The 26,309-nt window shown below is 34.3% G+C and carries 24 protein-coding genes; 12 read left to right on the top strand and 12 right to left on the bottom strand.

What is annotated here, in order from left to right:
* Positions 1-21: 21 nt before the first annotated feature.
* The 7 genes from AC1RYN_RS07320 (at position 22) to AC1RYN_RS07290 (ending at position 7,089) form a co-directional block, all read left to right on the top strand.
* Entirely contained in the window at positions 22-666 is a 645-nt protein-coding gene (locus AC1RYN_RS07320; protein ID WP_481806443.1) for a hypothetical protein, read from the top strand.
* A gap of 161 nt (positions 667-827) precedes the next feature.
* Entirely contained in the window at positions 828-1,229 is a 402-nt protein-coding gene (locus tag AC1RYN_RS07315; RefSeq protein WP_481806442.1) for a hypothetical protein, read from the top strand.
* 19 nt (positions 1,230-1,248) lie between these two features.
* Entirely contained in the window at positions 1,249-1,704 is a 456-nt protein-coding gene (locus AC1RYN_RS07310; protein WP_481806441.1) for a hypothetical protein, read from the top strand.
* Positions 1,705-2,464: 760 nt separating this feature from the next.
* On the top strand, positions 2,465-2,710 hold the full coding sequence (locus tag AC1RYN_RS07305) for a hypothetical protein (protein WP_481806440.1): 246 nt from the start codon (positions 2,465-2,467) through the stop codon (positions 2,708-2,710).
* Positions 2,697-2,945 carry a hypothetical protein gene (locus AC1RYN_RS07300; protein WP_481806439.1) on the top strand — a complete coding sequence of 83 codons (249 nt, stop codon included), beginning with the start codon at positions 2,697-2,699 and terminating at the stop codon, positions 2,943-2,945. Before AC1RYN_RS07305 ends, AC1RYN_RS07300 begins: the two co-directional genes overlap by 14 nt.
* Positions 2,946-3,338: 393 nt before the next feature.
* Positions 3,339-5,258: an ATP-dependent nuclease gene (locus AC1RYN_RS07295; protein WP_481806438.1), complete on the top strand. Its 1,920-nt coding sequence runs from the start codon at positions 3,339-3,341 to the stop codon at positions 5,256-5,258.
* Positions 5,259-5,568: 310 nt separating this feature from the next.
* Positions 5,569-7,089, top strand: a complete 1,521-nt coding sequence (locus AC1RYN_RS07290; RefSeq protein ID WP_481806437.1) for a UvrD-helicase domain-containing protein — start codon at positions 5,569-5,571, stop codon at positions 7,087-7,089.
* A 25-nt stretch (positions 7,090-7,114) separates the two neighbouring features.
* Here AC1RYN_RS07290 and AC1RYN_RS07285 read toward each other — a convergent pair whose 3' ends face one another.
* Complete coding sequence (locus AC1RYN_RS07285; RefSeq protein ID WP_481806436.1) at positions 7,115-7,690, bottom strand: hypothetical protein; 576 nt, start codon at positions 7,688-7,690, stop codon at positions 7,115-7,117.
* A gap of 62 nt (positions 7,691-7,752) precedes the next feature.
* Positions 7,753-10,089, bottom strand: coding sequence for a hypothetical protein (locus tag AC1RYN_RS07280; protein WP_481806435.1), 2,337 nt, complete (start codon positions 10,087-10,089; stop codon positions 7,753-7,755).
* Between the two features lie 561 nt (positions 10,090-10,650).
* On the opposite strand from AC1RYN_RS07280, the gene AC1RYN_RS07275 reads away from it, so the two are divergent.
* On the top strand, positions 10,651-10,884 hold the full coding sequence (locus AC1RYN_RS07275) for a hypothetical protein (protein ID WP_481806434.1): 234 nt from the start codon (positions 10,651-10,653) through the stop codon (positions 10,882-10,884).
* A gap of 1,146 nt (positions 10,885-12,030) precedes the next feature.
* Here AC1RYN_RS07275 and AC1RYN_RS07270 read toward each other — a convergent pair.
* The 4 genes from AC1RYN_RS07270 to AC1RYN_RS07255 all read right to left on the bottom strand — a co-directional run bounded on the left by AC1RYN_RS07270 (position 12,031) and on the right by AC1RYN_RS07255 (position 19,177).
* The gene (locus tag AC1RYN_RS07270; RefSeq protein WP_481806433.1) at positions 12,031-12,732 is read right to left on the bottom strand and encodes an HNH endonuclease; all 702 of its coding nucleotides are present in this window, start codon (positions 12,730-12,732) and stop codon (positions 12,031-12,033) included.
* Between the two features lie 148 nt (positions 12,733-12,880).
* Positions 12,881-14,806, bottom strand: a complete 1,926-nt coding sequence (locus tag AC1RYN_RS07265; RefSeq protein ID WP_481806432.1) for an AbiJ-related protein — start codon at positions 14,804-14,806, stop codon at positions 12,881-12,883.
* Positions 14,807-14,841: 35 nt separating this feature from the next.
* Positions 14,842-17,856, bottom strand: a complete 3,015-nt coding sequence (locus AC1RYN_RS07260) for an HD domain-containing protein (protein ID WP_481806431.1) — start codon at positions 17,854-17,856, stop codon at positions 14,842-14,844.
* 619 nt (positions 17,857-18,475) lie between these two features.
* Positions 18,476-19,177: a hypothetical protein gene (locus tag AC1RYN_RS07255; RefSeq protein ID WP_481806430.1), complete on the bottom strand. Its 702-nt coding sequence runs from the start codon at positions 19,175-19,177 to the stop codon at positions 18,476-18,478.
* 608 nt (positions 19,178-19,785) lie between these two features.
* On the opposite strand from AC1RYN_RS07255, the gene AC1RYN_RS07250 reads away from it, so the two are divergent.
* Positions 19,786-20,217, top strand: a complete 432-nt coding sequence (locus AC1RYN_RS07250; RefSeq protein WP_481806429.1) for a leucine-rich repeat domain-containing protein — start codon at positions 19,786-19,788, stop codon at positions 20,215-20,217.
* A gap of 131 nt (positions 20,218-20,348) precedes the next feature.
* Complete coding sequence (locus AC1RYN_RS07245; protein ID WP_481806428.1) at positions 20,349-20,960, top strand: toll/interleukin-1 receptor domain-containing protein; 612 nt, start codon at positions 20,349-20,351, stop codon at positions 20,958-20,960.
* A gap of 292 nt (positions 20,961-21,252) precedes the next feature.
* On the opposite strand, the gene AC1RYN_RS07240 is transcribed toward AC1RYN_RS07245, so the two are convergent.
* On the bottom strand, positions 21,253-21,777 hold the full coding sequence (locus AC1RYN_RS07240) for a site-specific integrase (RefSeq protein WP_481806427.1): 525 nt from the start codon (positions 21,775-21,777) through the stop codon (positions 21,253-21,255).
* A 10-nt stretch (positions 21,778-21,787) separates the two neighbouring features.
* On the opposite strand from AC1RYN_RS07240, the gene AC1RYN_RS07235 reads away from it, so the two are divergent.
* Positions 21,788-22,009, top strand: coding sequence for a hypothetical protein (locus tag AC1RYN_RS07235; protein ID WP_481806426.1), 222 nt, complete (start codon positions 21,788-21,790; stop codon positions 22,007-22,009).
* Positions 22,010-23,213: 1,204 nt separating this feature from the next.
* Here AC1RYN_RS07235 and AC1RYN_RS07230 read toward each other — a convergent pair.
* From AC1RYN_RS07230 to AC1RYN_RS07220, 3 genes are all read right to left on the bottom strand, one after another.
* On the bottom strand, positions 23,214-23,816 hold the full coding sequence (locus AC1RYN_RS07230; protein ID WP_481806425.1) for a Fic family protein: 603 nt from the start codon (positions 23,814-23,816) through the stop codon (positions 23,214-23,216).
* Positions 23,732-24,346: a hypothetical protein gene (locus AC1RYN_RS07225; protein WP_481806424.1), complete on the bottom strand. Its 615-nt coding sequence runs from the start codon at positions 24,344-24,346 to the stop codon at positions 23,732-23,734. Before AC1RYN_RS07225 ends, AC1RYN_RS07230 begins: the two co-directional genes overlap by 85 nt.
* 70 nt (positions 24,347-24,416) lie before the next feature.
* Positions 24,417-24,770, bottom strand: coding sequence for a hypothetical protein (locus AC1RYN_RS07220; RefSeq protein WP_481806423.1), 354 nt, complete (start codon positions 24,768-24,770; stop codon positions 24,417-24,419).
* 88 nt (positions 24,771-24,858) lie between these two features.
* Between AC1RYN_RS07220 and AC1RYN_RS07215 the strand changes: the two genes are divergently transcribed.
* The gene (locus AC1RYN_RS07215) at positions 24,859-25,023 is read left to right on the top strand and encodes a hypothetical protein (RefSeq protein WP_481806422.1); all 165 of its coding nucleotides are present in this window, start codon (positions 24,859-24,861) and stop codon (positions 25,021-25,023) included.
* A 715-nt stretch (positions 25,024-25,738) separates the two neighbouring features.
* Here the strand turns inward: AC1RYN_RS07215 and AC1RYN_RS07210 are convergent.
* Together AC1RYN_RS07210 and AC1RYN_RS07205 are read right to left on the bottom strand one after the other, a co-directional pair.
* Positions 25,739-25,942 carry a M57 family metalloprotease gene (locus tag AC1RYN_RS07210; RefSeq protein ID WP_481806444.1) on the bottom strand — a complete coding sequence of 68 codons (204 nt, stop codon included), beginning with the start codon at positions 25,940-25,942 and terminating at the stop codon, positions 25,739-25,741.
* Positions 25,914-26,195, bottom strand: coding sequence for a M57 family metalloprotease (locus AC1RYN_RS07205; protein WP_481806421.1), 282 nt, complete (start codon positions 26,193-26,195; stop codon positions 25,914-25,916). Before AC1RYN_RS07205 ends, AC1RYN_RS07210 begins: the two co-directional genes overlap by 29 nt.
* Positions 26,196-26,309 lie beyond the last annotated feature (114 nt).

The following is a 26,309-nucleotide window of genomic DNA, read 5'->3' as shown; positions in this document are numbered from 1 at the left end:
ACGTATTGCTAAGGTTAATACATGCTCCTGTTGTTAGGGAGGCAGCACCTGGGAGATGGTTATACATTAGGTGCAAGAGCAATTGAAGAGCAAAGTGGCATATTGAATATGCTACGGAGTATTGATTGCCGTGGGTCGCTGATTGCTTGGGGACTTAGTGAAATGTTTATATTAGGGGATGATAGGTACCTCAGTGGATATGCTAAAGTGCAGGCGGGTATCTTGAATTATAGTGAAAATAATGAGCCTGAAATGTTAGATATATTATTTAAACGTCTATCTCGATTTGTAATTACAGAAGTGAGCGACGAATATCGACACGAATATCTTAGTGAATTGTTTAGGGAACTAAGCCCTTTAAACTTTGAGAAGGTAAAGGGGTATTTAGAATCTGTTGGTATGAGCCCTTCGCAATCTAAACAGAACAGTAGAGTTGGTGAGGAAATAACTTCATCAAAACATGTGCAAAGGGAAGATCCTTTAGACATATTAATTAAAGTAAAAGAAGACGCGCAAAAAAAGCTTGATGCCGAAAATAAAAGTGGGGCAAGAAAAATAATTATAGAGGCTCTGCAAGAAGTGCAAAATCAAAAGTATGGAATATGGTCATTCAATTATTCTAATAAAATTAATGAGGTTAGAAATCTTTTTTCCCGAAAGTTATAATAACTCCTCGAGCTTATAATGGATATAAAAGACCTGATTATTAATGAGCCTTACTTTGAAGAATGGGTTATTGCTAACCAGATTATAAACCTGCTTAAGAATATAGACGATGAGCAGGAAAAGCAACTGATACTATCATCGTTCGTGAACATATAGACCTCATGGTTAGAACACAACAACCTTTTTATGACAAGTATAGCTGGATAAGTAATAGCACAAATAAAATTGATTTGGCCCAACAGGATGAACTGCTGTTAGAATTGCTTATTTGGTTTTTAAACCATCCATCACAGGTTATCAAGAACAGAACAATTGAAGTAATAACATGGCTTGGAACAGTTATACCCGAAACAATCGTTAGGGCTTTAGTAAAGGAAATAACTAGTGACGGATATAAAGTATCAAGAGAGCTTTCAGCCTCTGTTATTCACCAGATTTCCCGTGTTAATCCAATTGGATTTTCAGAAATACTAAAAACTATTCTCGAACAAGTCAAGGAGGAAATAACTGGACTAAGGCATTTCATGGTAACAAATACACTTCTGACACTCTTAAACAATTAAAATTACATATATCACAAACTTGGATACATTTAATCGAAAAATTGAAGCAAGCATTTATAATTCTTCAGAAAGTAATGGAGACATCGTAATCGAAGAAGAATATTTAGAACCGATAAGTGATTATTTATATGAGCTTAATGAACTCAATATTTTGACCAAAGAATTTGCAGAAACACTCTTGGATCAAATTAAGCAGCTCATACCACTGACATCAATTGTAGAATGCCAGAAAGCCAGTCGTTATATCGATACAAGTTTCAATGATCATAATGACATTAATCTTTTATCTGATTTTGATACTCTTTTAAGGTATGCACTTAACATTGCACTTAGCTCATGTGTATCAATTGAGGGCAAAGAAAAAGTAGCGAATATACTTAGGTTCTACCAACCTACTTTTCCTGAAAACAAATTAATAGCACAGATTAAACCGATTGAAGATCAATTCGAATCTACGATAAAAAGACATTTTTGAAGGGGACAAAATTAACTTACAAAAATTATTACTAAACGGCGAATACCCTTTGAATTACCTAAGTACCAAATATAGAGAGACAAGTAGTGCGTGAAATGAAAAAAATCCAACTGACAGCATATTTGATTCCTTTGGACAAATATAATGAAAAAGGGCACTCTTATCCTTGGCCAACCTTTCCCGCGAATAGTTACCCTCTGTCTTATGAAGAGGATGAAGATGCATTCCTTTTTTTATTAAAAGCGAGTATGCTGAAAATGTCACAGGAAGCGAATTGGGACCGGCTGAACTAAATTCCAATATTAATAAGTTGATTCCAGAAATACTGACTAGTACTAATTCAACATATTGGAGAAGAGGACGGAATTGGGATAATAGAAAGCAAGGTGTGGCTCAGCAAACCGGCTATTTTACAACAATCTCTTTAGATGAAGTTATGGGGCTTAAATCGAAGTACAAATTAATTTGGCAGATATATTTTGGTTACAATTCCATGTATATCGATGTTTTTGAACAAAAGAAAATTAAAAGATGATAACTCCCCAAAACCGAAAAGAATTTGAGCGACATATTAATATGTTATATGAAGGTCTAAAAGGAAGGCACAATATAACTAATGATAAGCGAGTGATAAATAGTTTATTAAGTGCTAGGAAGACGCCAAACACGAGGATGAATTTTTTATCGATAAATGAAACCGTTAGATTAATGGCAAATTCAAGAGCCACATTTGATAGCTCTCAATTTAAAAATCACATCAATGACGAACAATAGAAAAGAATTTGAAAGACATATGTTCTTTTTGTCGGAAGGATTTGAAAAAAACCTGGTTAAAATCAACAGATCAAATATAAAGACGATAAAAGGTATAGAAAATGCAAGATTTGGCCCTAATCAAAGACCAAATTTAAACACGGTAAATCAATCAGCAAGATTACTAGCAAATTCTGTAGCTAAAATGATGCAACAAAAGGAATTTAAATCAAATGAAGATGGAGAACAATAAATATGGAATGCCACCTCCTAAAACTAGAAGGGCGTTTGAACATAACATTTTTCTGCTTGCAGAAGATACAAATAGAATAGTTGAAAGTGGTGACGACGATCTAATAAGAAATTTCTTTTTGGCAACGTATCCTCACATAAAAGTCATAAGAAATCATCCCAATAATAGAATTAATTTTCTTACGATTAATGAGCAGGCGCGCTTGCAGGCAAACATGGAAAAGTGGATGGATTAATTAGAAACTATCAAATAAATCACGTAGCATGTTTTAAATTTGATACTCTAGATTATCTCTACTGACCTTCCATTTCCCAGACAGTATCACTATTTAAAAGATAAAGAAGGAAAACCAAGTGTAAATATTGAGGCTCAATACAAAAAAGTAAACAAAATAGATGTAGTAGGATTTAATGTAAGTTTCTTACTTGGCAACTTTTTAAATTAAAAATACATTATAAAAGCAAATTATTAGAATGTCAAATAAAAAATTAATCTAAATCTAAAAGCTGGCCTTGCTTGTATATTGCATTTCGTAATCGTTTTTTTATAAAATAGTACAGAAAATGAATGAATTTTTATTATTAGGTCTAGAGTAAAATTAAAAGCAAATCAATTAAAATAATTTTAGATGTACTTATCAAAGATTACCATCAACAACTATAAAGGTATACGCCACCTTGAGGTCAATTTTTCACAAAAGATCAATGTTATTATCGGAGAAAACGGCGCACGTAAGTCAGCGCTTATTGATGCTATACGTCTTTTATATAATATCGGCGAACCGATCAGGGAACTGATTGTTTCCAGTGAAGATTTCCATGAAACAGTTTCAATTGATACAGCAGGAGCACTACTAATAGATACAAGTGACCTTATAACTATAAGTTACGAATTCCGAGGATTAAACCCGCACCAGCAAGGTGCATTCTTTGAATATATGGTAATTGACCCTGCCGATAGTAAAAATGACTACGCGAGGATAGAGCTGCGTTACAAAAAGGATAAACACAATCCAAAATTTTCATTTTTCACAGGAATTATTGAAGGCCAGAAAGCCGATTATAACACCTTTCAGCTCTTCCAGCACTACTATTTGAGTGCTATACGTGACAGCACAAGAGACCTTTTGACTACAAGAGGAAATTTATTGGGAAAGGTTATCAAACGGCTTGTAGAACAGAAGAAAACTGAGGAAAAGTTTAAAGAAATTATCAAAGAAGCCAATGATAAGTTATTAAAGAGACCAGAAGTCCAGGAAACAAGGGATAATATAAACAGTAATTTAAAAAGTATATATAAAAATACCAATGATAACCAGATCGGTCTGCATGTTGAACAGTCAAGAATCGAATATATTGTAAATGTAATTAAGCCCTACCTACCTCATGATATGAAAACCGGTTCGGACGAGGGGTTCAATCTGATGCAGAACAGTCTCGGATTCAACAACCTTATTTATATAGCTACCGTGCTGGGAGATATCAAAGAACGTATCAAAGAGGACCCGATTCCTCATTTTGCGTTGTTAATCGAGGAACCTGAAGCTCACATACATCCCCAGCTTCAGCTGAGCCTTTATAATTTCCTAAAAGAGTCCAACAGTTCTGAAAACAGCCAGCTCTTTATTACAACTCACTCACCGACACTCACTTCAAAAGTGCCTTTCTCCAATCTTATTGTTTTGGATAATGATGCTTATACTGTCGAGGAGATTTTTAATGACCGCGAGTCCGAGAAGATAATTCAAGATACATCCAAAACAAAACCACTTCTGCAGGATGATATAAATTTTAAAATGAAGCAGTTACAGCGTTATGTAGACGTCACCAAATCCCAGTTGTTTTTTGCTAAATCCTGCCTTTTCGTAGAGGGAATTTCGGAAGAACTGCTGCTTTCTGCATTCTGCAGTGTCGAAGGTTTTAACCTTGAAGATTATAGTATTGAAATGGTGAATGTTGGCGGAATATCTTTTTATCCTTTTATGTTCTTATTCAACAGCACTGATAACAAAAAAAAGCTTCCTAAAAAGATAGCTATAGTCACCGATGATGATCGGTTCCCGAAATCAAAAGAGGACATATATAATATCGATAATCTTGTTGCAGGTAGCTATAAAAACCATATATCGCTTCACAAATCTTTAATTGCGCCAAATACCCGTAACCGTATAAAAAACCTGGAATCGGTGGCAAATAAACAAACGAATATTAGTGTAAATGCAGCATTTCAGACTCTTGAATATGATCTTTGTTACAGTAATATTCCAGACAATCTCGCCGATCTGCAAAATAATTTCCTCTACAAATATTTAAAGGCAAATTGCGCGGATATTGCCCTTCATATGGATCCTTACCTAAGCTCCCTAAAGTCAAAATTCAGGGAAGAAGAACAGCAAAAGTTAGCTATCCTTATGTGGAAGTGCATGCCGGGCAAAGCAGTTTTTGCACAGGATTTTGCACTTCATATAATCGAGAATATTGCTGAAGCAAAAACTTCATTTGTAGTACCGCCATACATCGTGGAGGCATTTAACCACTTGAAAAACTAATACAATGACAATTGACATAACTGTAGAGCGAAAGGCGTATTTTGATGCGAGGGGAAAAATTATCCTGAGCGCCTGTCCTGAAGCGGAAAAACGACTTGCCTTGTACACAAACTTTCCCTGCTGAAAAAAGAATGTCTGGATACTTATGGAAAATATTCCGGTATTGCCTGTCTTTCTTTTACAAATAATGCCAAAGACGAAATACTTGACAAGTACCGCAAATCTTATAGAGATCAATTGGAATACCCGCATTTAGTATCTACACTTGATAGTTTTGTAAATACTTATGTAACCTTACCCTTTTTATCTGTTGGAGACAGGCTGCCTGAGGCCGAAAATAGCAGAAAGTGCAGAACAAATTGATAGTATTTGTAAAGTATATTATTTCAAGAATGGGAAACAGCAAGAAGCTTTTTCACCGGAAATACGTGGATTCACAACAACAAATGGCACTCAGCTTGCACGCTCTTATGCACCAAGTTCTGTATGGATTGATGCCGCAGGAAGATATAATTTTAAGGGAAATATACCAAAAAATGTAGCTGATGCAGATTTTCAGGCTTACGGTGCAGCAATTATGAAAATCAAAAAAAAGAAGGGCCTAATATCAAACCTTGACAGCGCCTTTTTTGCACTTACCTTGCTGAGGGATATCCCACGGATTGGCCACTTACTGATTCAAAGATTTCCATACATGCTGATTGATGAAGCGCAGGATAACTCCGATATTCAGCATGAAATATTTAATGTACTGGTATCTTTAGGTCTTTCCAATATAGAGATGATTGGAGATCCTTATCAGAGCCTATACGAATGGCGAAGCGCTAAACCAGCACTTTTTACAGCGAAGTATACTGCAGCTGGATGGATCGGCCTGCCTTTAAATGAGAACAGGAGATCCGTGCAGCGTATTATAGACTGCTTTAGTATCATGAGAACTGCCAAAGATCCTAAAATTAACTCTCTTGGAGTCGAGGACAAAAACTTACCCATTATTGTCTATAAATATAATGACACAAACCCTATGGACATCTTGGAACATTTTGAACAAAAATGTATCGATCATGGTCTTTTAAATTGCCATGTGGTAGTACGAGGCAACACACTTAAGGATAAAATGACAGGAAATACAACTGATATTAATCCGTGGAAGACATTCATTCCAGTACTGATATTAAAAGCTATCTTTCACTTTCAGTCAGGGCATGTTAGGAATGCCATCACAGAGATACGAGCTATAGTTACAACTTTAGAACATCCAAACCTGCCTTATAATGACAGGCAGGAATTACTTAATGAAAGAAAAACAGATTCAAATTTTAACTCACTGCTATTGATTTTTTTCCATCAATTGCCACCCATATCAAATTCTTTACAAGATTGGACAACACTTTGTTTGAAAGCGTTTATGGACAAATTCGCCGTTGATGCTTCGGAAGCTTTTACTTTTAAGCAAAGAATGGATGGGTTTACGATGAAAGACTTGAAAAAAGAACCAGTGGATAACTATTTTAATAAACCCGCTTCTAAAAAGGCAAACATTCCTATTACAACTGTACATCAGGTTAAGGGCAGTACCATGGATGCCATGTTGTGCTTTTTTGATAGGGTTAGCGGCAAGGAAAGCATTACGTTCAAGGATTTTAGCCAGACAACTACATTTCCAAGTGAAAAGCAAAGGATAATCTATGTTGCCTGTTCCAAACCGCAGCATCTGCTGGCAATGGCATTCCCGGACAGCATATCCGATGATGAGCTGAAAAAAAAATTTGGTATTGATGTTGTAATACAACCAATTTCGGATTCCACAATCGCCGGTTTAACCCCATAGAAAATCGATCTGCCTTCTAACAATTTTAAAGAGGACTAAAACCCTCTAAATCATCAACAGCAAAATTAAAACGATGATCTAAAAAATCTTTGAAGGCAGGGAAGTTTGGAAATCTACTTCTGTTTTCCAGATTCAATGCTTTTAAAACTAAGAATACAGTCTGATCCAATTGAAATTGAAACACCTCCCCTTGAAAATAATCTAAAGGAAAATCAACATAAATTTCACTTTCATCTTTCCTTCTCAATTTATGAAAGTTAGTATCAAAAGCTTCCTGTCTTTCAGACTCGGATTGAAATGTCATTCCTGACATAAATCTGGAAGTTTTATTGCTTATAGCATGATTATACATACCCATTAAAATCTGCCAGTCCAGCCATCCCTGGTCCCGTAGGCTGCTCAGCCAGCTGTTATACCCGTCCTGCTTTTTAAGTTTTTCAATGGTTAGATACAGAGATTTTATAGAACTTTTGTATCTGCCTTCTATCTGCTTTAGAAATTCCTCTTTTTGATACAGCGGGCTGATTGTATCATTCCAGCGAAGTACCTTACTTTCTTTATATTTAATTTCAAAACCATTACCCGAGAACAAATTTCGCATTGATTCTTTAAAAGATTCTTCCGAATAAACATTTCTGTAAATTCTCTGATAAAGATCATTGGTCAGTGTTTTTCCGCTAAAGATTCATTCTTATAAAGACCGTCTATAAAATTAAAAACCTCATCATCTTTAATCATGCTGAGATCCCGCAGCACATATTTTATACTTTGAATAACACTCGAACTCTGCATTGTTATTTTGTCCGCTCCAGGAAGATCTACAGTACAGGTATAAACTGTCCATTTAAAAGATTGATTCGAAGCATACTGCTGAGGCTGTTTTGATTTATCCGCCTCTACTATTTCAATTTCAATATTGTTCCTGACAAAATGCAAATCTTTCTTAGCTGTTGCCAGTTCAACCAATAAAACCTGCAACACCGCCGTAAATTCCTCCCCTAATGCGTTAGAATGCCATGTATTTGGAAATGAAATGATCCATAAACTACCTAATGCCTTAAATTCAATTTTTCTTACTTCTCCTATATCATTAATTGGCGGACTGCTTAATTTATTCTCTAAATGTGCCTTTAGTCCCCTATCCTGAATTATCTGTTCGTATCCCTTTATTAAAGGTTTCATGTAATGAGCAAAGAAATCGCTCATTTGATATTTTTGAGATTCAATAAAACCATTGAGCTCCAGAGAAATCTTAGGTGCCATTGTTAATATTCCTGCAACAGTAATAAATGATTTTCCCAGTATCTCGTCTAGTTCCTCTAAAGATCTTGGATCAAAATTTACTCTTACCCTTACAAAAAATTCAAATATTTCCAGCGCATGTATCCAAGAACCCTGAGTGAAATCATAATGCACAAGCATTTTAAACGCATCGGTTATTTTCTTTACCAATTTTTCAGGATTGTTATTTATGCTAAACCAGGCAGCACTAAGTGCATAATATTTTGCAGCAAAATTCATATTTAGAGCTGCATACAGCTGGCTGATGTTTAATAATGACAAAACGTATCCTTCCTTAGTTTCTTCCTGGAAAAACATATCTTTTGCCTTATGAAAATAATTTAATGCTCTGGAGATATCACATAGATTGGTTGAATTTAAATAATTAGCACCTCTTTCGACATAAGTCTTAGCATATTGATAATTACCGTTTCTTTGAGAAACGAACGGCATTAATTTATCTGCAATGCCTTCCAGCTTTTCAATGTAATCACGGCTGGCTTCTGCTCTTAAGAGCTGTTTCACCGCTTCGTTTAAAATATTGCTGAGCCTCGTTACATTATATAAGGCTGCCCTTGGAAGTAATTCCAATAGCTCATCATAAGTATCAAAGACAATATTGCTTTCTAAAACCTCTTGTGTAAAATCTAAATTAGTACTGTAAAAAGCCGCACGCAGTTCCAGCCAATAGCATCTTTCGTTAGGTCCGTGCTTCTGCTGCAATTTTGCATTAATAACTTCTTCAATATCTTTAAGCCACTTCTCAGTTTTACTAATATCCAAATCCGATTTATCAAATCCTATCGAAAATCTAATAATGTGCAATAAATATAAGCTGTCTTCGACAGATTCATGATCATCAAATTTTCCGGATTCTGCAAAATATAACTCTATTAGTTCGTTACACCCAAAAAGCGTTCCCTGTGGTTTTCTCCCCGGTATTGGACGCAATGAACCCCACAGAAACTCATATACTGCCATGTGCCTGTATCGGTCTGGTGTTTGGGCAAAATGAATAAATTTACTTAACAATTTCTGCCAGATAACAGAATGCGTTTTAAGATACGCTGATTCTCGGCAGTGTCTTGCAGAATACAATACTTCTAAAAATTCAGCAAGATTAAAATATTTTATTTCCTCGGTATCTTTCCAAGCTTCCAATGCAATATTATACTGCTTATCGGCTTCATCACCAAGATCTAATATCAGCCCATCCATCCTGTGGATTGTCAGGCATCTCTTCTCTGGTGTATTTTGGAACATCTTTACTGATACTTCATAATATAAAGTCGTAAACACAGTATCAATTTTTCCGGCAATGGCCGGGAAAGACAAGTTTTTGATATATTTTTTAATAGAACTGACAACTTGTTCAACAGCATCATCAGGAGAAACATCATTAAATATCCATTTTATTGATTTGACAAAATCCTCCCAAACTGAATCAGGCAGGGAATTGAAATCAATCATTGCGGACTCAGCTGCCTCCTTGCTGATTTTTTTGGCTTTAGGGAGCTCTTCGTTTATATACTTAACAGCTATTGACTTAACTTTCTCTGTGATTTCCTTAAGCAATATTGCATCTTTACTAGTTTGGTTTTCAAACCAATCCTTTAGTAGAATTGCATCATTATCCCCATATTTTCCAGCAATTCCTGTATTTGTTTCAAAAACAAATTCAACGGAATCAAAGCTATATTCGCCTTTTACAAACAGCATGAAAAAATTAGTTATAGCCTTTGTAATTTCTTCACTTTTAAAGCTAAAAGGCTTAGATCCATATAATTTTATCTGCGTAAATTTGGAAACACCTGCATTGATATTCCTCTCAAAAATGTCATCTTCATATTCGCAGTAAATTATTTCATCACGATTATGAACTTTATTACTGAGCCAATTCTCAAGAGTCCTCAGTCTTTGGTATTCATATCCCTTTACAACTTCATTTGCATCTGTTTTTTTTGAAAAAATTGAAAGTTTTGATAGTGTCATTTAATTTCTTTAATGTATAAAATAGATATTTTGTATCCTTACAAATCTAGAAAAAACTGACAAGTTAGCTATTCTTAATGTTCAAAATGATTTCCTATTTATCTGAAATCTAAAAAATCGGCTAATATTTCTAATTCTAAATTTACGTTGAAAAAAAACTATATTTTACAAGCACAATAAAACATTGTATATTAGATTAATAACTAAATTTACTGTTGATTTTTAATAAAAGACTAAATAACTGTAATTTTGAAATGATAAATAAAAATCTTTAATAAAACGATTTTGATGAAAAGTAAGAACTTAAAAAGTACAGAAGAAAATAATATTGTCCTTTGCGAGGATTGTAAAAATCTTATAGGAAAGCAAAGGTACACTCCTCCTCACAAAAATCTAGTAAAAAACAGTTTTAAAGAAGTAAATTCAATGTTTGGAAATGTCGATGAACATTATTATGTATGTAATACTTGCTCTCAAACATGGTTACATGAAACAGGTAATTATGGCGAGGGCTGGATTTAAAACTGAGAACAAAAAATAAAGAACAAGATTCCGATCAATATAAAGCATTACTAAAAAGTATCGATGAGCAAGCTTTAACTTAAGTAATAACTACAATTCAAAGGTGTTCGACTATCGAACACCTTGTTACATTCTTAGACGGAAACTTTTTATAAAAAAAAAGCTAGTTTTCTCAATAAAATTTTCAAAATAGAAAAATGAGTATAAATTCTAACATAATATCTTTTTCTAAAAACCCCTTTAAAAACCTACCGTCTGGACACATCTCTAAAAAGTGTCCAGACGGTAGGGCAGCTGCCTGTATTGGTTTGAGGTGGAATCTGTTTGACACTGCACAGATTTGGTAGATCTGCATGATTTGAATCGGGGGAATATTAAAATCAAATTTACGTACGGTTCCTACCCGAAACAAGAATACCGGCAGCAATGTTTTATATGTTGGGATACGACAGGCGGTATCCGCAAAGAGATCAATTAACCAATATAGAAGGAAGAATTGCAATTCACCTGGGGTATTACGCGAAAGGATCCACACGGGGATTGCAGCTGTCACACTGGAGAGGAGATTCAAACTGCACTGTAAATTTAAAAGTGGTTGAGTTTATCGGTCTGCCAGATGACTACGTAAACACGATAGAAAAAATTACAGCATACAAATTAAAACCTATTTAAGTTATAGATAATAAAATATGCCAAAACACTGTATACATTTTTTTTCAAATTACCCTGTTTTATTTTTATTTATCATTTAATTGCTACAGTATCCGCCAGATCAGCCTGATTGATGAAAGCTTTTATGAAATCCTGCACTTCATCCCTACGCTCCACAGGCGTTTCAAATGAATAAATGTGAAATTCGTGATCCTTATCCAGAATATGAATAATTTCAGTGTAGCCCTTAGAAATTAAACTTCCTTTTAATTTGATATATCCAGTTGCTGCTGAGTATTTAACTTCTTACTAACCTGCAGTTTAATTGCTGTTTCCATTTCTATTATATTTAAATTGTCAAATTATTAATTCCATGATAAAATTAGATAATTAATAAAATCAAAAATACATTTTAACACTTAGCTGCATCACATTTATCAATAATTACGCATCTGTTTTCTATTTGTATATTTATTATCTAACTAAAGGATATAATTAGTCTTCCTGATCTGACGCAAATTGATAAAAATCTTCTGAATTTATCAGAGCAATTACCGTTATCGCTTTCCAGTAATTATAACCAAACTTATTAAGATCCCTCTCCGCTTTCCCAATAATTACCTGCTTAATTTTCTCTTTGTCCAATTCATTTTTTATTGACAAAATAGAATTTATCAATTCCGTTATAATACTGTCACTGTTTTTACTAAATCGGCTTGGCAGATGCAGCCGTCCATAATGTGAGACAATCAAAGCAAATAATCCAGTATCCATTCCAAATCTGTTCTCGATCGTATAATTAATTTGAACTTCGTCTCCTACAATAACATTGGCAAATAAGTACTGCTCCTGTGGAAGGATATCCAGAAATAAATTAAGAAACAAGCCGATACCGCCTTGCTGCCATACGTAACTCTTATAACCATTACATTGTGTGCAGGAAGGAAACAAATTTTTCGGATTGACTGCAAATTCTGAAAATTCATCTTTAGGCAATATATGATCAAAGGAATTTATTTCATTAATTGTGCAGTTTTGACAAGTATTTAAAAGCCGGTCATTTTCATCGGTAGTTAATTTAAGCTGCAGTTTTTTAAAAACATTTGCTTTATAACTATATAATTTCAGCAGGTCCCCCTTAGTTGGATTTACATGTCCCAAGCTCTCGCTGTCATCAATGACTGTGCAGCACAGCATTCGTCATATGCTGTATAGGCAAGAATCAGTCCCGGCCTGTAAGTTACTATTCGAGTGAGAAATTCAGGATCTGCAACGGAATTTCTACGCGCCGAAACAACCTCATCAAAGAATGAAATTGTATCTTCATTGTATGGTTTCAGGTTTCTCATTTTTCAATACTTTTAAGAAAAAGTCTTGCATTTAGGCTTAAGGGAATATCATCAGTTTCAACAATATCCAGGATTTCCTCAAAAGTATTACCTTTTTCAACCAGTTTTTGAAGAATTTTCTTGTACTGCTTTGGAACCGACCTGTTTCCAAAAATTTCCTCTGTCAAGACCGTTAAGTTTTCTCCAAAAGTTTCATAAGACAGTTTGCGAACTGATGGGACTGAACCTTCTTTCTCAATTACATAAACATTTCTGGACAATAACTCCTGAATAACCAATGGCGAATGTGTAGCTATAATACAATAAGACTGAAATTTATTAACCAGCGCATAAATAGTGTTCATCAATTGCGATATGGCATTAGGATGAAGATGGGTTTCCGGTTCATCATAGAGTATAATGGAATCATATCTTATGTTTGCCACAATCTCGGTAATAATATAAAGCAGGATGCTTTGTCCTGAACTGAGCATTTTCCTTGCTTTTCCAAATCCCTCCAGGCTAACATCATAATCACCGCTTTCATCCAATACAATAAATAAATCCAGAATTTCCTGATCTAAGAAATTTTCAAGAATTTTAATCCATTGTATCATGCGCTCAAGGGTCTTTATACGTTTCCATGCAGAATGAAAACGCATAATCTGCTGCCGTTCTGAAAGCCGTTCTCCATTCTCATCTTTCAAACCGCAGTATAAATAATTGAAACTCGATGTCTTCTTTGGTATCTCAAAAGTATCAAAAGCACTGTAGGAAACTGATATGACCTTGCTGAACAGAGGTGTTCTGGGCATAAATTTATTATCTGCCTTTTGCGAAATATCAAGTGGCAGGGAAGTCATCAGCTGCGTTTTTCCCGTTCCATTTTTACCAATCAGCGCATATATCCTATTGGCAAAGTCCTCATCGTTATCAAAGTTAAATTCAAGATCAACGCTGGTTTTTGAAAATTTAGGTTTAAAAGTGTATTTAAAACTATAGAGACTTGAAAGGTTATAGTCATAAATCCTGTACTTGGCTTCTCTTAACAGCTGTTCCGCCTGATCGAAACGGATTAAAGAATTCTTAAAAGTAAAATGTTTTTCAAATTTATCATTCACCTCAGGATAGAACGCAGCATCTTTCAAAGCCCAAAGCACACTCTCAAAATTTTTTCCTAAATGTAATTTCAACTTTTCGTAATATTCATACTCCTGTCCAAGGGAACAAAATCCTTGTGAAAGATTGGTAAAGCTGTCGCCTAAAACATCACGGGTCTCCTCTGTACCATTCATTATTTTTACATATCCAATCTTATGAAAAGTGGAGTCGCTCTGATAATAAAAAAGATAAAATTGGGTCATTCGCCTAAAGTCATTCCAGCCGTCATTGAACGCAAGGACAAACGAGGGAAATACTTCAGGTGTATTATGTGAATGAAATTTATCGTTATGACCGTCAGGCTCCCATTCCACAAAAAATGGTATATCATTTAATTTTATATCTGCTGGAATATCATCAGTGTCCGTTATTAATTTTATTTCGTAAATGGGAAAATCCCTCAGGTAATTTACAATAACAAACCTGTATTTCTCTTTCTCCAGATAAGGATTAATCACTAAATAGAACTTCATGATCTCATCCTCAGTCTGCCTTATATCAGGATGTAAAATCGTCTCTAAAAAAACTTTGAACTGCTTTTCATCGGATAATAGATCCAATCTTTCTTCAAATAAATATTCAAAATCCCAATCATCATTATACACAATATGCTGCTGAATATCACCGAAAGCATCCTCAAATCGGCTGTCAGTCGAAGGCATAATGTCTAATTCCCAGATACGGGAAAGAAATGACATTATATTATCCGATTCCCCAAATGGATTATGCTGCTCAAGAATTTTCTTGAGTATTTCTCTTTTTAAGATTTTGCTTAGCTTCATGCGTTTTTTGAGTTTTACATCAGGTTCTTTTCTTGTTAAAGATAAAAATCTTTAGCATTTAAATTTATTGCTTTATCAGGAGCAATATCCTGTGGTAAACTTTTTCGCAGGCGGTCTAAAATTGAGTTAATGTTTAAAACTGCCTTCGCAGTGTCAGGATCATACAAAATATGAATCAGCTGATAGGAATAAAAGTTAAATTTATCCGACAAAAGATCGGACGCCTTAATATACCATTGGACAAAGCGGTGGTTGATATTTATTTTATCCCCTATTAATAGTTCTACCCTGTCCTCTTCAAATTTAAAAAATCGAAAAGGCCTAAAACGTCTTAATTCATTTGGTATCAGGGATTCTGCTATAGTTAATTTATACACTGTCATATGACCAACAGTCATTTTTTTTATGGAAATATAAACTTCAAAGTTTTGTTCTAAAATGTAAAGAACAAAATTATTAATAACATCATTTCTGTAGAAATAAGGATTTTCAAAAAAGTCGGAAGAAGTTTTAAGTAATTCCTTTATTTGAACTACTGATAATTTTTCCTGGCCAATTAAATATAAAGGTTCGTTGTCCCAATAATCTTTATTATTTTCATAAATTCTCGATTCCTTTATTATTCTGCGACTACTTATAATAGAGATACGATTACTGAAAAAATCATATAAATCATTATCATAATAAACAAATTTATTTAAATCTCTAAGGGCATACAATGCATTGAAAGACAGCTCAAATGTAACGTCCTTAATTTCGTTTCTTGAAACTGTTAAAGAAGGCAGCAATCGGTCCTGAAAATAAAGTATTCCGGAGTATACAGTTCGTCTGTCATAAGAATGCATTAGTATTGGCTCTCTGCCAAATATTGTATTTAAACTGAAAAAATCTCCCTGGTCGTGAATAGTTATACCATTATGGCTTAACTGGATTCTAGAAAAACTATATTCATATTCATTATTATACATAAGCCTGTTAGTTATCTTTTCAGGAACATTTAAGCTGGATATAATATCTATATCCCTATGCTCTATTGAGAGATCGGTCGACTTGCCATCTTTTATTACTGCTTTGCTGACCCTGATAACAAGCTCTTTTCCATTTGCGGCAATACTGAAAGTCGGCAGTGTTTTTAAGGAAATAATTTCTTCAATCTTTAGGTATATCATAACCATCTGCCCTTTTAGATTAGGGTCCAGCGATTTTTCTCCAACATTTACTGCTGCGATTTCCAGCTGTAATGATTTTGGAAGCTTTAAATCGAATGTGGATTCAATATTATCTATAAAAGATTTTTCAACTTCTACAACATGGCTTTCTGTCCATGGGTCTTCAAGCAGCGCTTTCCATTCACCCCCAACGAGTTCGCCTTCGTACATGATCCTAATGGGGGAACAAAGCACATAGGATTCGATCTGCTTTTTAAAATCAAAACCATGGAATTCCATATTCCCTGTAATCCTTACTGCAATTGAGGTTCCTGCTTTTTTACGAAAACCCTTTTCAAAACCCTTTTCTTTAGGCATTGGATTAGCAGTATGATGATCTTTACTGGACTGAAAAATAAAGTAGCCATTCTGCCCTTCCAAAGTTAACCTGTACGCATTTGCAGGTTCGCTTATGTGTTTTGTACTTATTTCAATTTTATCACTGATGATAAAACAGGAAAGCATACCAATGCCAAATCTGCTGATCGGAACAAAATCATTGTGAAAAGCCTGGTTTATTAAAAGTTTTTCAAGTTTAAATTTATCTGAATTATAATAAGACTCGCCCTTTTTTAGTAAGTGGTTGCTAATAATATCCTCTGTCATTCCCATTCCATAATCATCGATCCTGATCCAGTTGTATCCATCTGTATCAGTAAAATAGGATATTTCAATTTCATCTGCTGTAAATCGGGAATTTGAAATTTTCTCCTTAAACTCCCTGTGCCTGCTGGTATCAATAGAATTTTGCAGTAACTCTCGTAAAAAAATATACCGGTCATTATATAGTCCTTCTCCAGTTAGTAAGGTTAGGATTTTATCCTGAGACAAACTAAAATGATATTTTCCAGAGCGGAAATTAGTGCTTAAAATACAGGCCCTGTTGATACTGGATGGCAGTTTAAACTCATTCCATTTTTTGGAACAGAATCTTTTCAATTCATTGCAGTCAGCCAGTTCCATCTCTATAATATCTAGAAAATTTCTTATCTCTATTTCTACAGAAGGGTGCTTTGGCGCAGCTTTGAAAAGAACAGTTAATATATCTTCATTTCTTTGAAAGGTAAATCCTCCCGAGCTTAAATGTTTCTGCCATTCTGCTCTACTGACAGATTCGATGTTATTTTTAGGTTTGTCCAGACCAAGAAACTCGTATACACTTTTGGGGCTTCTTGTATTATCGAAGTCAAAAATATCTGCTAGACGAAGCAGTATAGAGCAGAAAACTAAATCACATTCTCCCAAAAAATCTGTAACAAATACATCATCATTATTTTTTATATCTTTTACTGATAAATTGTGGCTCTCGCAGACTTTGCCTAATTGTGTTTTAAAAGGAAGGTCATTCCATAAAAGCGGTAAATCAATATTCTCCTGATCCAAATACACCCATACCCTTTCAGCGTGCATTGTTCTGCAGTACCATTCAATTAATTCTCTGTCGGCTTTTTTGCCATTGGATTCATAACTCAATCTTGCTTTGGTATTCTGATCAAGGAACATTAAAAATTTTGGTTCACTTTCAACTGAATCCAATTCCTCTTCTGTAAATACCATCCCCAGGTCATGATAGAATGCTGAAAGGATCAAAACTGCACATTCCAGTGCTGAAACTTCACTTAATTCGGGTCCCAGCAGCTCGCCCATAAGATAAAGGATATTTCTCTGATGCTGGCCATTATGCAATGTATATGTTGGAAATGCGGTTGTGAAATAATTTAGTAGAGGAAGTACATGTTCAATATGTTTACTTACTAATATAACCTGCTCGCGATCTGCCGCAGTCTCAAAATGTTTCCACAATTTTAGACTAGTAAATCTTTCATCAACAGAGTTTCCCATTTTTTTATTAGATTAGATTTTTATGAAATTCAATCAGCACATCGATTCCTTACATCTCGAAATATGAAAGGCGCGTAATTATGCTATAAGATGTAAATATAATAATCTTGGAATTGTCATGAAATAAATATTATACCCCTTGTATTGTCAACAAATAAAATAATATTAGTAAATGTAATTTAGTACTATCAAATTGTATCTCAAAAAAATTAAATATTCCAGACAAATGAGTAAAATTGTTCTTTCGTTTTTCAGCTTATCAATTTTTCCGCCTTGGCATAACATGCAGTCATAAATGAAAGCATAGTAATTGAAACTGTAAAAATATCAAATTTAGGTATAGACGGTTTATCATTCCTGCAATATACATAGATCATGGCTTTTGGGGATTGACAGGGAGTGGATTGGATACCTTTTTTGCCACAAAAGTTAAGACAGTTTTAAAGTTATTTGACCATTCTAAGTTTTGTGGCAGAATCGTGGCACATGCTGTTTTTTAAAACAAGAAATCCAGCAAAAAAAGTCTAACAAGTTTAGGTTCGAAACTTTTAGAACATTATTTTCCTCGTCTAACAATGAGTAGATGCTTTTATATTAAAGATATATGATAAGTCGCAGTTTATGTTTCCTCCTTCCATTTTTGGGCAACTAGCCTGATGTCTTCAAATGATATTTCCTGATTTCGTGATACAGGATTTAGATCTTCGTATGTAAAATCATCTGCAGTTATAATTTCATCTAAATCCTCCACCTCAGCGTTTAAAAGATCCGCGTCTTCAAATTCTCTCTCTCCATCTCCTTCACTTTCGTCCTCCTCGATAAAGCTGCTTATGTAAAAGTTAACTTTTTTGGGTTCGCCCCATATTTCCTCTTGCTGGAAACGATGAGCTTTTCTTTTATAGCTTGTTTTTATATTTAGACGGTAAATGCTGAATTTAGTCCTCTTTATCTGAGCCTGCCAGAACTCTTTTGATCCGGGACTGGAATGCTGCCCGTCTGACAGAACGTGATAGTCATATTCATAAATTAAAATTTCAAATAAATACGTCAGAAATCCTCTATGCTCAAGTTTTGAATAGGTTCCTGTTATTTCAAAATATTCTATATCATTATAGTTCGTAAAATTACCATTAACACATGAAAGCAAGTCTCTTTGGTTTTTGTCTATAAGTTTAAAAGACAGACCGTCTGTTGAAACTCTTATGGCTTCATACATCCTTGAAGGTATTCTCGTGGGAATAAAGTCGTCAAAAAATTTACCGTGAGACTGCTGAAGAATATAATCAATCTCTATCTCTTCGGATTTAACTACTGTTGGCATTTAACTTCTGTATCTATTTACAATAATCTGATCGAATTCCTTAACCTCCTTCACTAGATCATACATAATTCTTACAATACTAATCAAAAAAATCAAACTTAAGTATATTGCCTGCATTGAGATTTAATATTAATCAAAACAGCTTATTACGTCAAACGTCGCCATTATTAAAAACCTAAATAGCAGCTCCGAATCGAGGCTTAAAAAAACAAATTAAAACAGACACTGCTCTTTTGAAGTAAGAAGTTGCTTATTTTTTAGACTTTCAGCTTAAACAATTTCAAAAAAATCCCGAGTGCGATCTTTCGCGGCTCGGGAGTCAAATACTAGTGTTTGAATTCGTGAGGCTGCCGAAGCAGAACAGTCTGTAATCCACTTGCAAACAAACCTTGTCTGCGACCCATCCTGATCTTGATTTATTAATCCCAATACCTCCTATGGGAGATGCAAATGTATGGAAATAAAAGCAATGATACTCATGCTTTTTTGTTGTAAAACCTTCTGTCTTGGAAGTAAATTAAATAGCTGCCGACTCAATATCGAAGGGACTGCAGAATCGCCTTAGAAATAAATGAGTTTTTTTAGGATAAATTTTTTAAATTTGATTTATGGAAGTAAAGAAAATACCAAATAATTTAAATATTTCAAAATTAGATTTATCGAATTCAAACTTAAAAGATGTCCCACATGAGATATTTAAATTAAAGAATCTTCGAACACTGAATCTCAGTGGTAACTTAATTAAGGATATCCCCAAGGAAATTTCAGAATTAAAAAAACTTGAAGTTTTAGATATCTCAAATAATAAAATTTCTAATTTCTTTGCTAAGATCTGTGAACTGAGAAAGCTCCAAACTTTAAATTTAAATAATAACCAGATTAAAACTGTGCCGCGTCAGGTTTTAAAGCTGCAGCGCTTGAGAAAAATATTTTTAGCAGGTAATAAACTTAAGACTTTGCCAGATGAATTTTCTAAATTAAATAGTTTAGTCTCAATAAATCTGTCAAAAAATCTATTCTCCGAATTACCCAAGCCCTGACGGTATTAGTAAATCTGAAACACCTATGGATATGCCAGCTTCCATTAAAAAATGCAAGGCTAAGTACACTTTATGTCAACCTAAAAAACCTGCAGGGCATATATGCGTACAGTCCAATTTTAGACAGAACAATGCTGGATCACAATTATTTGGCACTTACAATAATAAAAGGAAACTCGTTAAGAACTTTTCAACAGATAGGCGATCCAAACGATATCAGCCGATTAATAAATTCATTGCCCTTAATAAAAAATGATAAAAACAAAACAATTCCAGTAAACATGAATAAAACCTCAAAAACCAGCATTTTTATAAGCTACAGTCATAAGGATAAAATATGGCTGGAAAAGGTACAGACTCATATAAAAGTACTTAAACATCAGACAGAATTTGATTTTGAAGTTTGGGATGACAATAAGATAACGGCTGGAGATAAATGGAAAGATGAAATTACCAAAGCATTAAACAGAGCAAAAGTTGCAATCTTAATTGTTTCCACAGATTTTCTGGCCTCAGATTTTATTCAAGGAAAAGAGATCCCAGAATTGCTGAATAATGCAAATGAAAATGGTACTATACTTCTTTCGATAATTGTCCGTCCTTGCAGATTTTCAAACCAGATTGGAATAAGCGATTTACAGGCCGTTAATGCACCGTCAGAGGCTCTTTCCGGGCTATCTGAACATGAACAGGAAAAAGTTTTGCTCAAACTGACCGAGAGAATAGAGCAGTTAATCCAATAAAAATGAGACCTTCCACCACAAAACTCAATATAAGTTATTCTTCCATTCTCTGTCACCTCATTTATAAGGTTTCAACATATTTAATCATTTTTTGTAATAAAAAAAAGCGTACTTTTAGCATTGAATCAATTGAAGTATTATAACCTAAAATTAAGCGGATAAATCACAGTAAAAATTTCAATATTTATAAAAACAGTGAAAATTTTTGTGGCAGAATCATGGCAGAAACTAATTTACTCATCCAAATGCATAACAAAATAATGATATACGCGCTTTAGGTTCGAAACTTTATTTATCTGAAAGTATATAACTTTGAAGGTTTTACTTTATTTGCTCTAATTATTTCTGCAGCAAACATTTTAGCTTTGTCTAGCATATCCCTTCTGTCATATATATGGACGCTTGAAGAATTACTTCTCTTGGATGGGTGGGTGACATAGCTTATAATCATCTCTGGAACATTTAATAAAGATAAATTGCTAACAAAAGAACTTCTTAAGTTGTGAGTACTGAACAAGTGACTGTTTTCGACTTCAACAGATTTAAGTATATTTCTGATGTTGATATTGAGATTAGCAAGACTAATGTTTGAAAAATCGGGAAAGGTGCCATTATTTTTTTGAATAATTTTTAGTGCTGTGGAAAATAGGGGAGTGTAGCATTCTGTTCCTGTTTTAGCTTGGATAGTATGTATGTAGTAGAAAATGTTTTTATTTTCATTACATATTTGAATTGTTCTACCTTTTGCTTCCTGCGTTGATTGGAGGCGCATACCTGTTTGGCTGGCTATTAGAATATAGTTTTTTACTAGTTGCAAATGTTTTGATGTGGGTATGTATTCTATTACTTTTAGGATATCCTCTTCTTTAAGAAATGCTTCAGTTTTTGCAGATTTATTTCTTGTAGAAGCATTTATTAAATTATTATCTGATAAATCTAATGGGGTTTTTATGTCTAGTTTTTTAGCAGCTTTGCAAAGTAGTATAAAATATGTTTGGTATGCTTTTAAGGTGTTCGCAGCAAGTGCTTCTTTTGGTTCTAGTTTGTAACTACTTACTAAAATTTTGCCAGTTCTAATATTATTTAATACTTCCCAAATTTCTCGATATACAGTTTCATTGACTTTGTTAAATGTTAGTTTAATCTTTTTTACTTCTTCATAACGTTTTATTATCGGAATAAGATTTCTAAAAGAGTTAATAGTGGTTTCTTTAACTTCATCTTTACGTGTACTACCAACAAGGCTTTCTAGATAATTAATATGGTTGTTAAGAAAGTTTAGTATTACGAAAGTTTCTTCTGGTTTTCTTTTGTCTCGCCCGCTAATTAGAAGAAGATAATTTTTAACTTCTTCCGGACTTGGTTCTTCATTTTTAAAATGAGATGCAGTTGCTATTATATTTGATTCAAAATCGGATAGCCTAATTCTTAACAGTTTATTGCGTTTCTCATATGTTTTAATCGTCTGTAGGTCATAAACATAATTTCGAACACCTCTTTTTCTCGGATTACACCAAAATATTTTGGTAAAATTGTTACTTCTAAGGAGTATTGAAATTTTTTGTAGCTAATTTTTCCGTCTACTTTATTTACAAAGGACCGCTAACCTCAGCGAGTACTAATTCAGGACTAGTCCGACGCTCAAGTACTTGACTTTTAGCTTTCAATTTATAACGATAAGTAATTGCTTTCATGATAATCAAAGATACATCAAAAAGATTAACAGGTCTCTAATTAGGTCTCTAATTTTGTGGTGTTAAATGGATAAAAGTGATATATTTTGATTGTTTTATTTTTTGTAAACCTTTGGGAAGGCTTTTAAATACTGGGAGAGTGCCGTTATTGTTGAATTCTTGTTTTTTGAATAATTTACTCTACAGATAAGTAATTGCCTTCATGATAATCAAAGATATCATCAAAAATTTAATAGGTCTCTAATTTTGTGGTATTAAATAGATAAAAATGATATATTTTGATCGTTTTATTTTTTGTAAATCTTTGGGGAAGTCCTTTAAATACTGAAAAAGTACCATTATTACTGAATTTCTATTTTTCGAATAATCCTTTCACACGATAAACAGGAATTTGAGGAATTCAATTTCGAAGAAGAGATAATCCATTTTACTAAATATTGTAAGTAAGAACGGCTAATACCAAGAGTATTAAACAGAGTTATTATTCAAAACTCTGTTTAGAAAAGCTTCGAGCGCCAATAGGCCAACTCATTTCTTTAATGTCCATCTCTGACATGATCTATGCAGGAAGTTCTGCCACAGCGTTCCCCTGCATCGTTTCGTTAACCAGCTGCCCTAAAAAAACTGCAAAAGGCTCGATATTCTGACCGACACTGGCACTTTCTAATGCTTTCATATATTCATCACGTTTCTGTACTGGAATGACAGTCCAGGGATATCCGCCTGAAGTAAGCATTACGTTCATTATAAATCTGGCCATACGTCCATTTCCATCCATATATGGATGTATAAATACAAAAACGAAATGTCCCAATACACTTCTAACAGATGCTTCAGGTTCATCTTCAAGCAGCTCAAATAAAACGGGCATAGCATCTCTCATGGCATCAACATTCAAAGGAGTATGCTTGGAATTGCCTATGTAAACCTGATGGTTTCTGTAACCAGCCAAATCTACTGGTTTTAAAATGCCTGCAGCTACACTGGGATCGAATAATTGCCTGTACCAGCTTGCATGATCTACATCAATCTGCTGACCTGAATTTTTACCCTGCAGAATTAATCTGATGCTTTCTTTTACTGATTGGAAAGCCTGATAGTAGCCTCTTGCTGCCATTGCATCACGCTGCCTGCGGTCATCTTCATTTCTTTGGCGTCCCATTCCCCTGAACTTACCTTGGTAATCAGCTCAGGTGAGACGCGGTATCTCTCAATAGACAACGAATGATAGGCGTCAGTAACGTAAATATCATCTATATTTTTTAAAAATGCTTCATGATCTTCTGGGATTCCAGGAGCAGGCGGAAAATTTTTAATAATGACGCTGCGCATCTGAGCCCACATCAGACGGATCCGGTTAGCATATGGTGACCTTTCACGTGCAGAGAGTCGTAAATCTATTTTATTATTAAAGGGATCTTCTTCACGAATGTCATAGTCTGCCTGTTTGAAAGTATCTATAATCTGATCTGCTATCTTTTCTCTGCCTATATTTCTAAAGGCGCCTGCAAGCCTTCCCGCTAGAGTTGTATGCCCATTCTCAAGTAGAATTGGCAGAAGTTCTGAGGCATCCCTTATAAGTGATAAAACTGTGCGAACATCAATGTCATTATGGATATAAATGCTGGCTGTACAATATATTAATGCTTCCTGCAGATTGTACATCCGTATTCCATTCTTTTGCGTAGTCATGTATCCAGCCAGAGGCAGATCCCCGCGAAGATTGAATAGCGAAGTATTGTGAGGAAAGGATGTTTGGGAATTATTTCCCTGTGGCGAACGAACCAGAAGCTGGTGGCACCACTTGATTTCCAGCGTGTATTAATAGCGACTGATTGGAAGATATGCACCAGTTTTCTCCATATCTTCGTTCCAGGAACATCGCAACAAAATCCCAGTACGAGCTGTACCACGAAGTGGTTTCACCATCTTTCTCTTCAGGATTAGATGCAATATACCAGCCTTTCGCCACTTCTTTGATAAATCCGTTTTTGACCAGTATCTCCCTGTATTTACGGTTTGGAATATCATCTGAGTGAATACCTATAATCTCATTTTTCTGCAGTTCATGCAAAACTTTGAGCGCCTCTACAAATCTTTCCCTTGGTGTTGCCATAACTTTTTAATTGATCACTATAATTATAGTGAAGTAATTATGCTGTAAAGTTATAAATAATTCCGTGATAAAACTATTAAATATTGTTGTGGTAAAACTATTAAATACTGTTGTGATAAAACTATTAAATAGTGTAGTTGTTGAACTATTAAATGCTGACGTGATAAAACTATTAGATAATGTAGAGATAAAACTATTGAATGATGGAACTATAAAATTATTAAAACAATGTAGAGTTAAAACTATAGAATGATGCTTTGGCTCAATTAAATAACCAAACAGCCTTTTAAAAACAGATCTTGAAAATATACCATATTGAAATGAAACTAAAAATGGCGATAATTATTATATAGCTATATCGTGCAAAAGTAGCTTTATAAGGCTCAATGTAAGCTGATTAGAATTACTAAGCCTTAAGTTGTCTGTGTTCCGCCCGGTCGAACACGGATAAGCTTGCTGGTGCCAACTGCTTTCTTCGCATCTTAAGTTCAAGCATTAAAATGAAGCCTGCCAAACTTATAAGAGGATAAACTCAAATTCAATTTTTACAAGTTTTTCAGCTACATTGTGGATTTTTTTTCCTAAATTTAGTGCAGTTTATAAACCAAATAATTTTAAGAGTGCTGTATTGGTGCCTTCTTTTTTGAAAAAACATAACACTCAGTGTTTACTGGTGCTTACGATACAGGTGGCCGGAGCCTCTTTCTCCGCAAAAAGTACCTCATTGAGGCGCTTTTTACATTTAAGTACTTCCCTAACTTAAAAAAAATCACTTCCGAGTTATTTTGAATCAAGTGCAAAAGTTGAGATTTGGTAAAAGAATCAATGCGGAAACTGATGTAATACTTTTATTGTATACTAATCCCAAAATGATGGTCAATTTAGGATGTAACACAACAAAAAAGAGGCTGCCTCATAAATCAAGAAGCAGCCTCTTATGTTTTGTAAAGAGAACCCTAATTTAATTTCTAATATAAATAATTAAGAGCTGTAACATCGTTAGTATTGAAAGCTCCCGTTTCACTTGAACTGAAACAAGCTCTCATGTATGAAGTTGCATCATACCCTGTAGGTGTTCCTGGGATATGAATTGCTCCTACACCAGCTGTTCCTTCGTTTGAATTTTGTCCACAACTTTGACGGCTAAACCAGTCTGTATGACGTAAACCGATACAATGACCTATTTCGTGTGCAGCTACGTGTGCATTTACACCTACTGAAATAGTTATCTAATCCAGAATATAATGTTACTGAATTATACGGTTGTCCTCCTGATGGGAAACCAGCTACTCCTCCAGCAGATCCAACTTGTCTTCTTACAACAATGTTTGCACCTGCGGTACTTGAACTAAAGGTTAGTGTAAACTTAATAGTCAATCCTAAATTATTGTATCTATTTATTGCTGCTTGTAATCCAGCAACCATATTTGAGACAGAGCTGTAGTACCAGTTCCTGATAATCCAACAACTTTAATAGTTTTTGGAGAGGTGCTGCCTCCCTAACAACAGGAGCATGTATTAACCTTAGCAATACGTGGA

The sequence above is a fragment of the Flavobacterium sp. TC780 genome, assembly GCF_056783245.1.
Note: the sequence above shows the minus strand (reverse complement) of the source record. Positions and strands in the feature narration are given on the sequence as shown.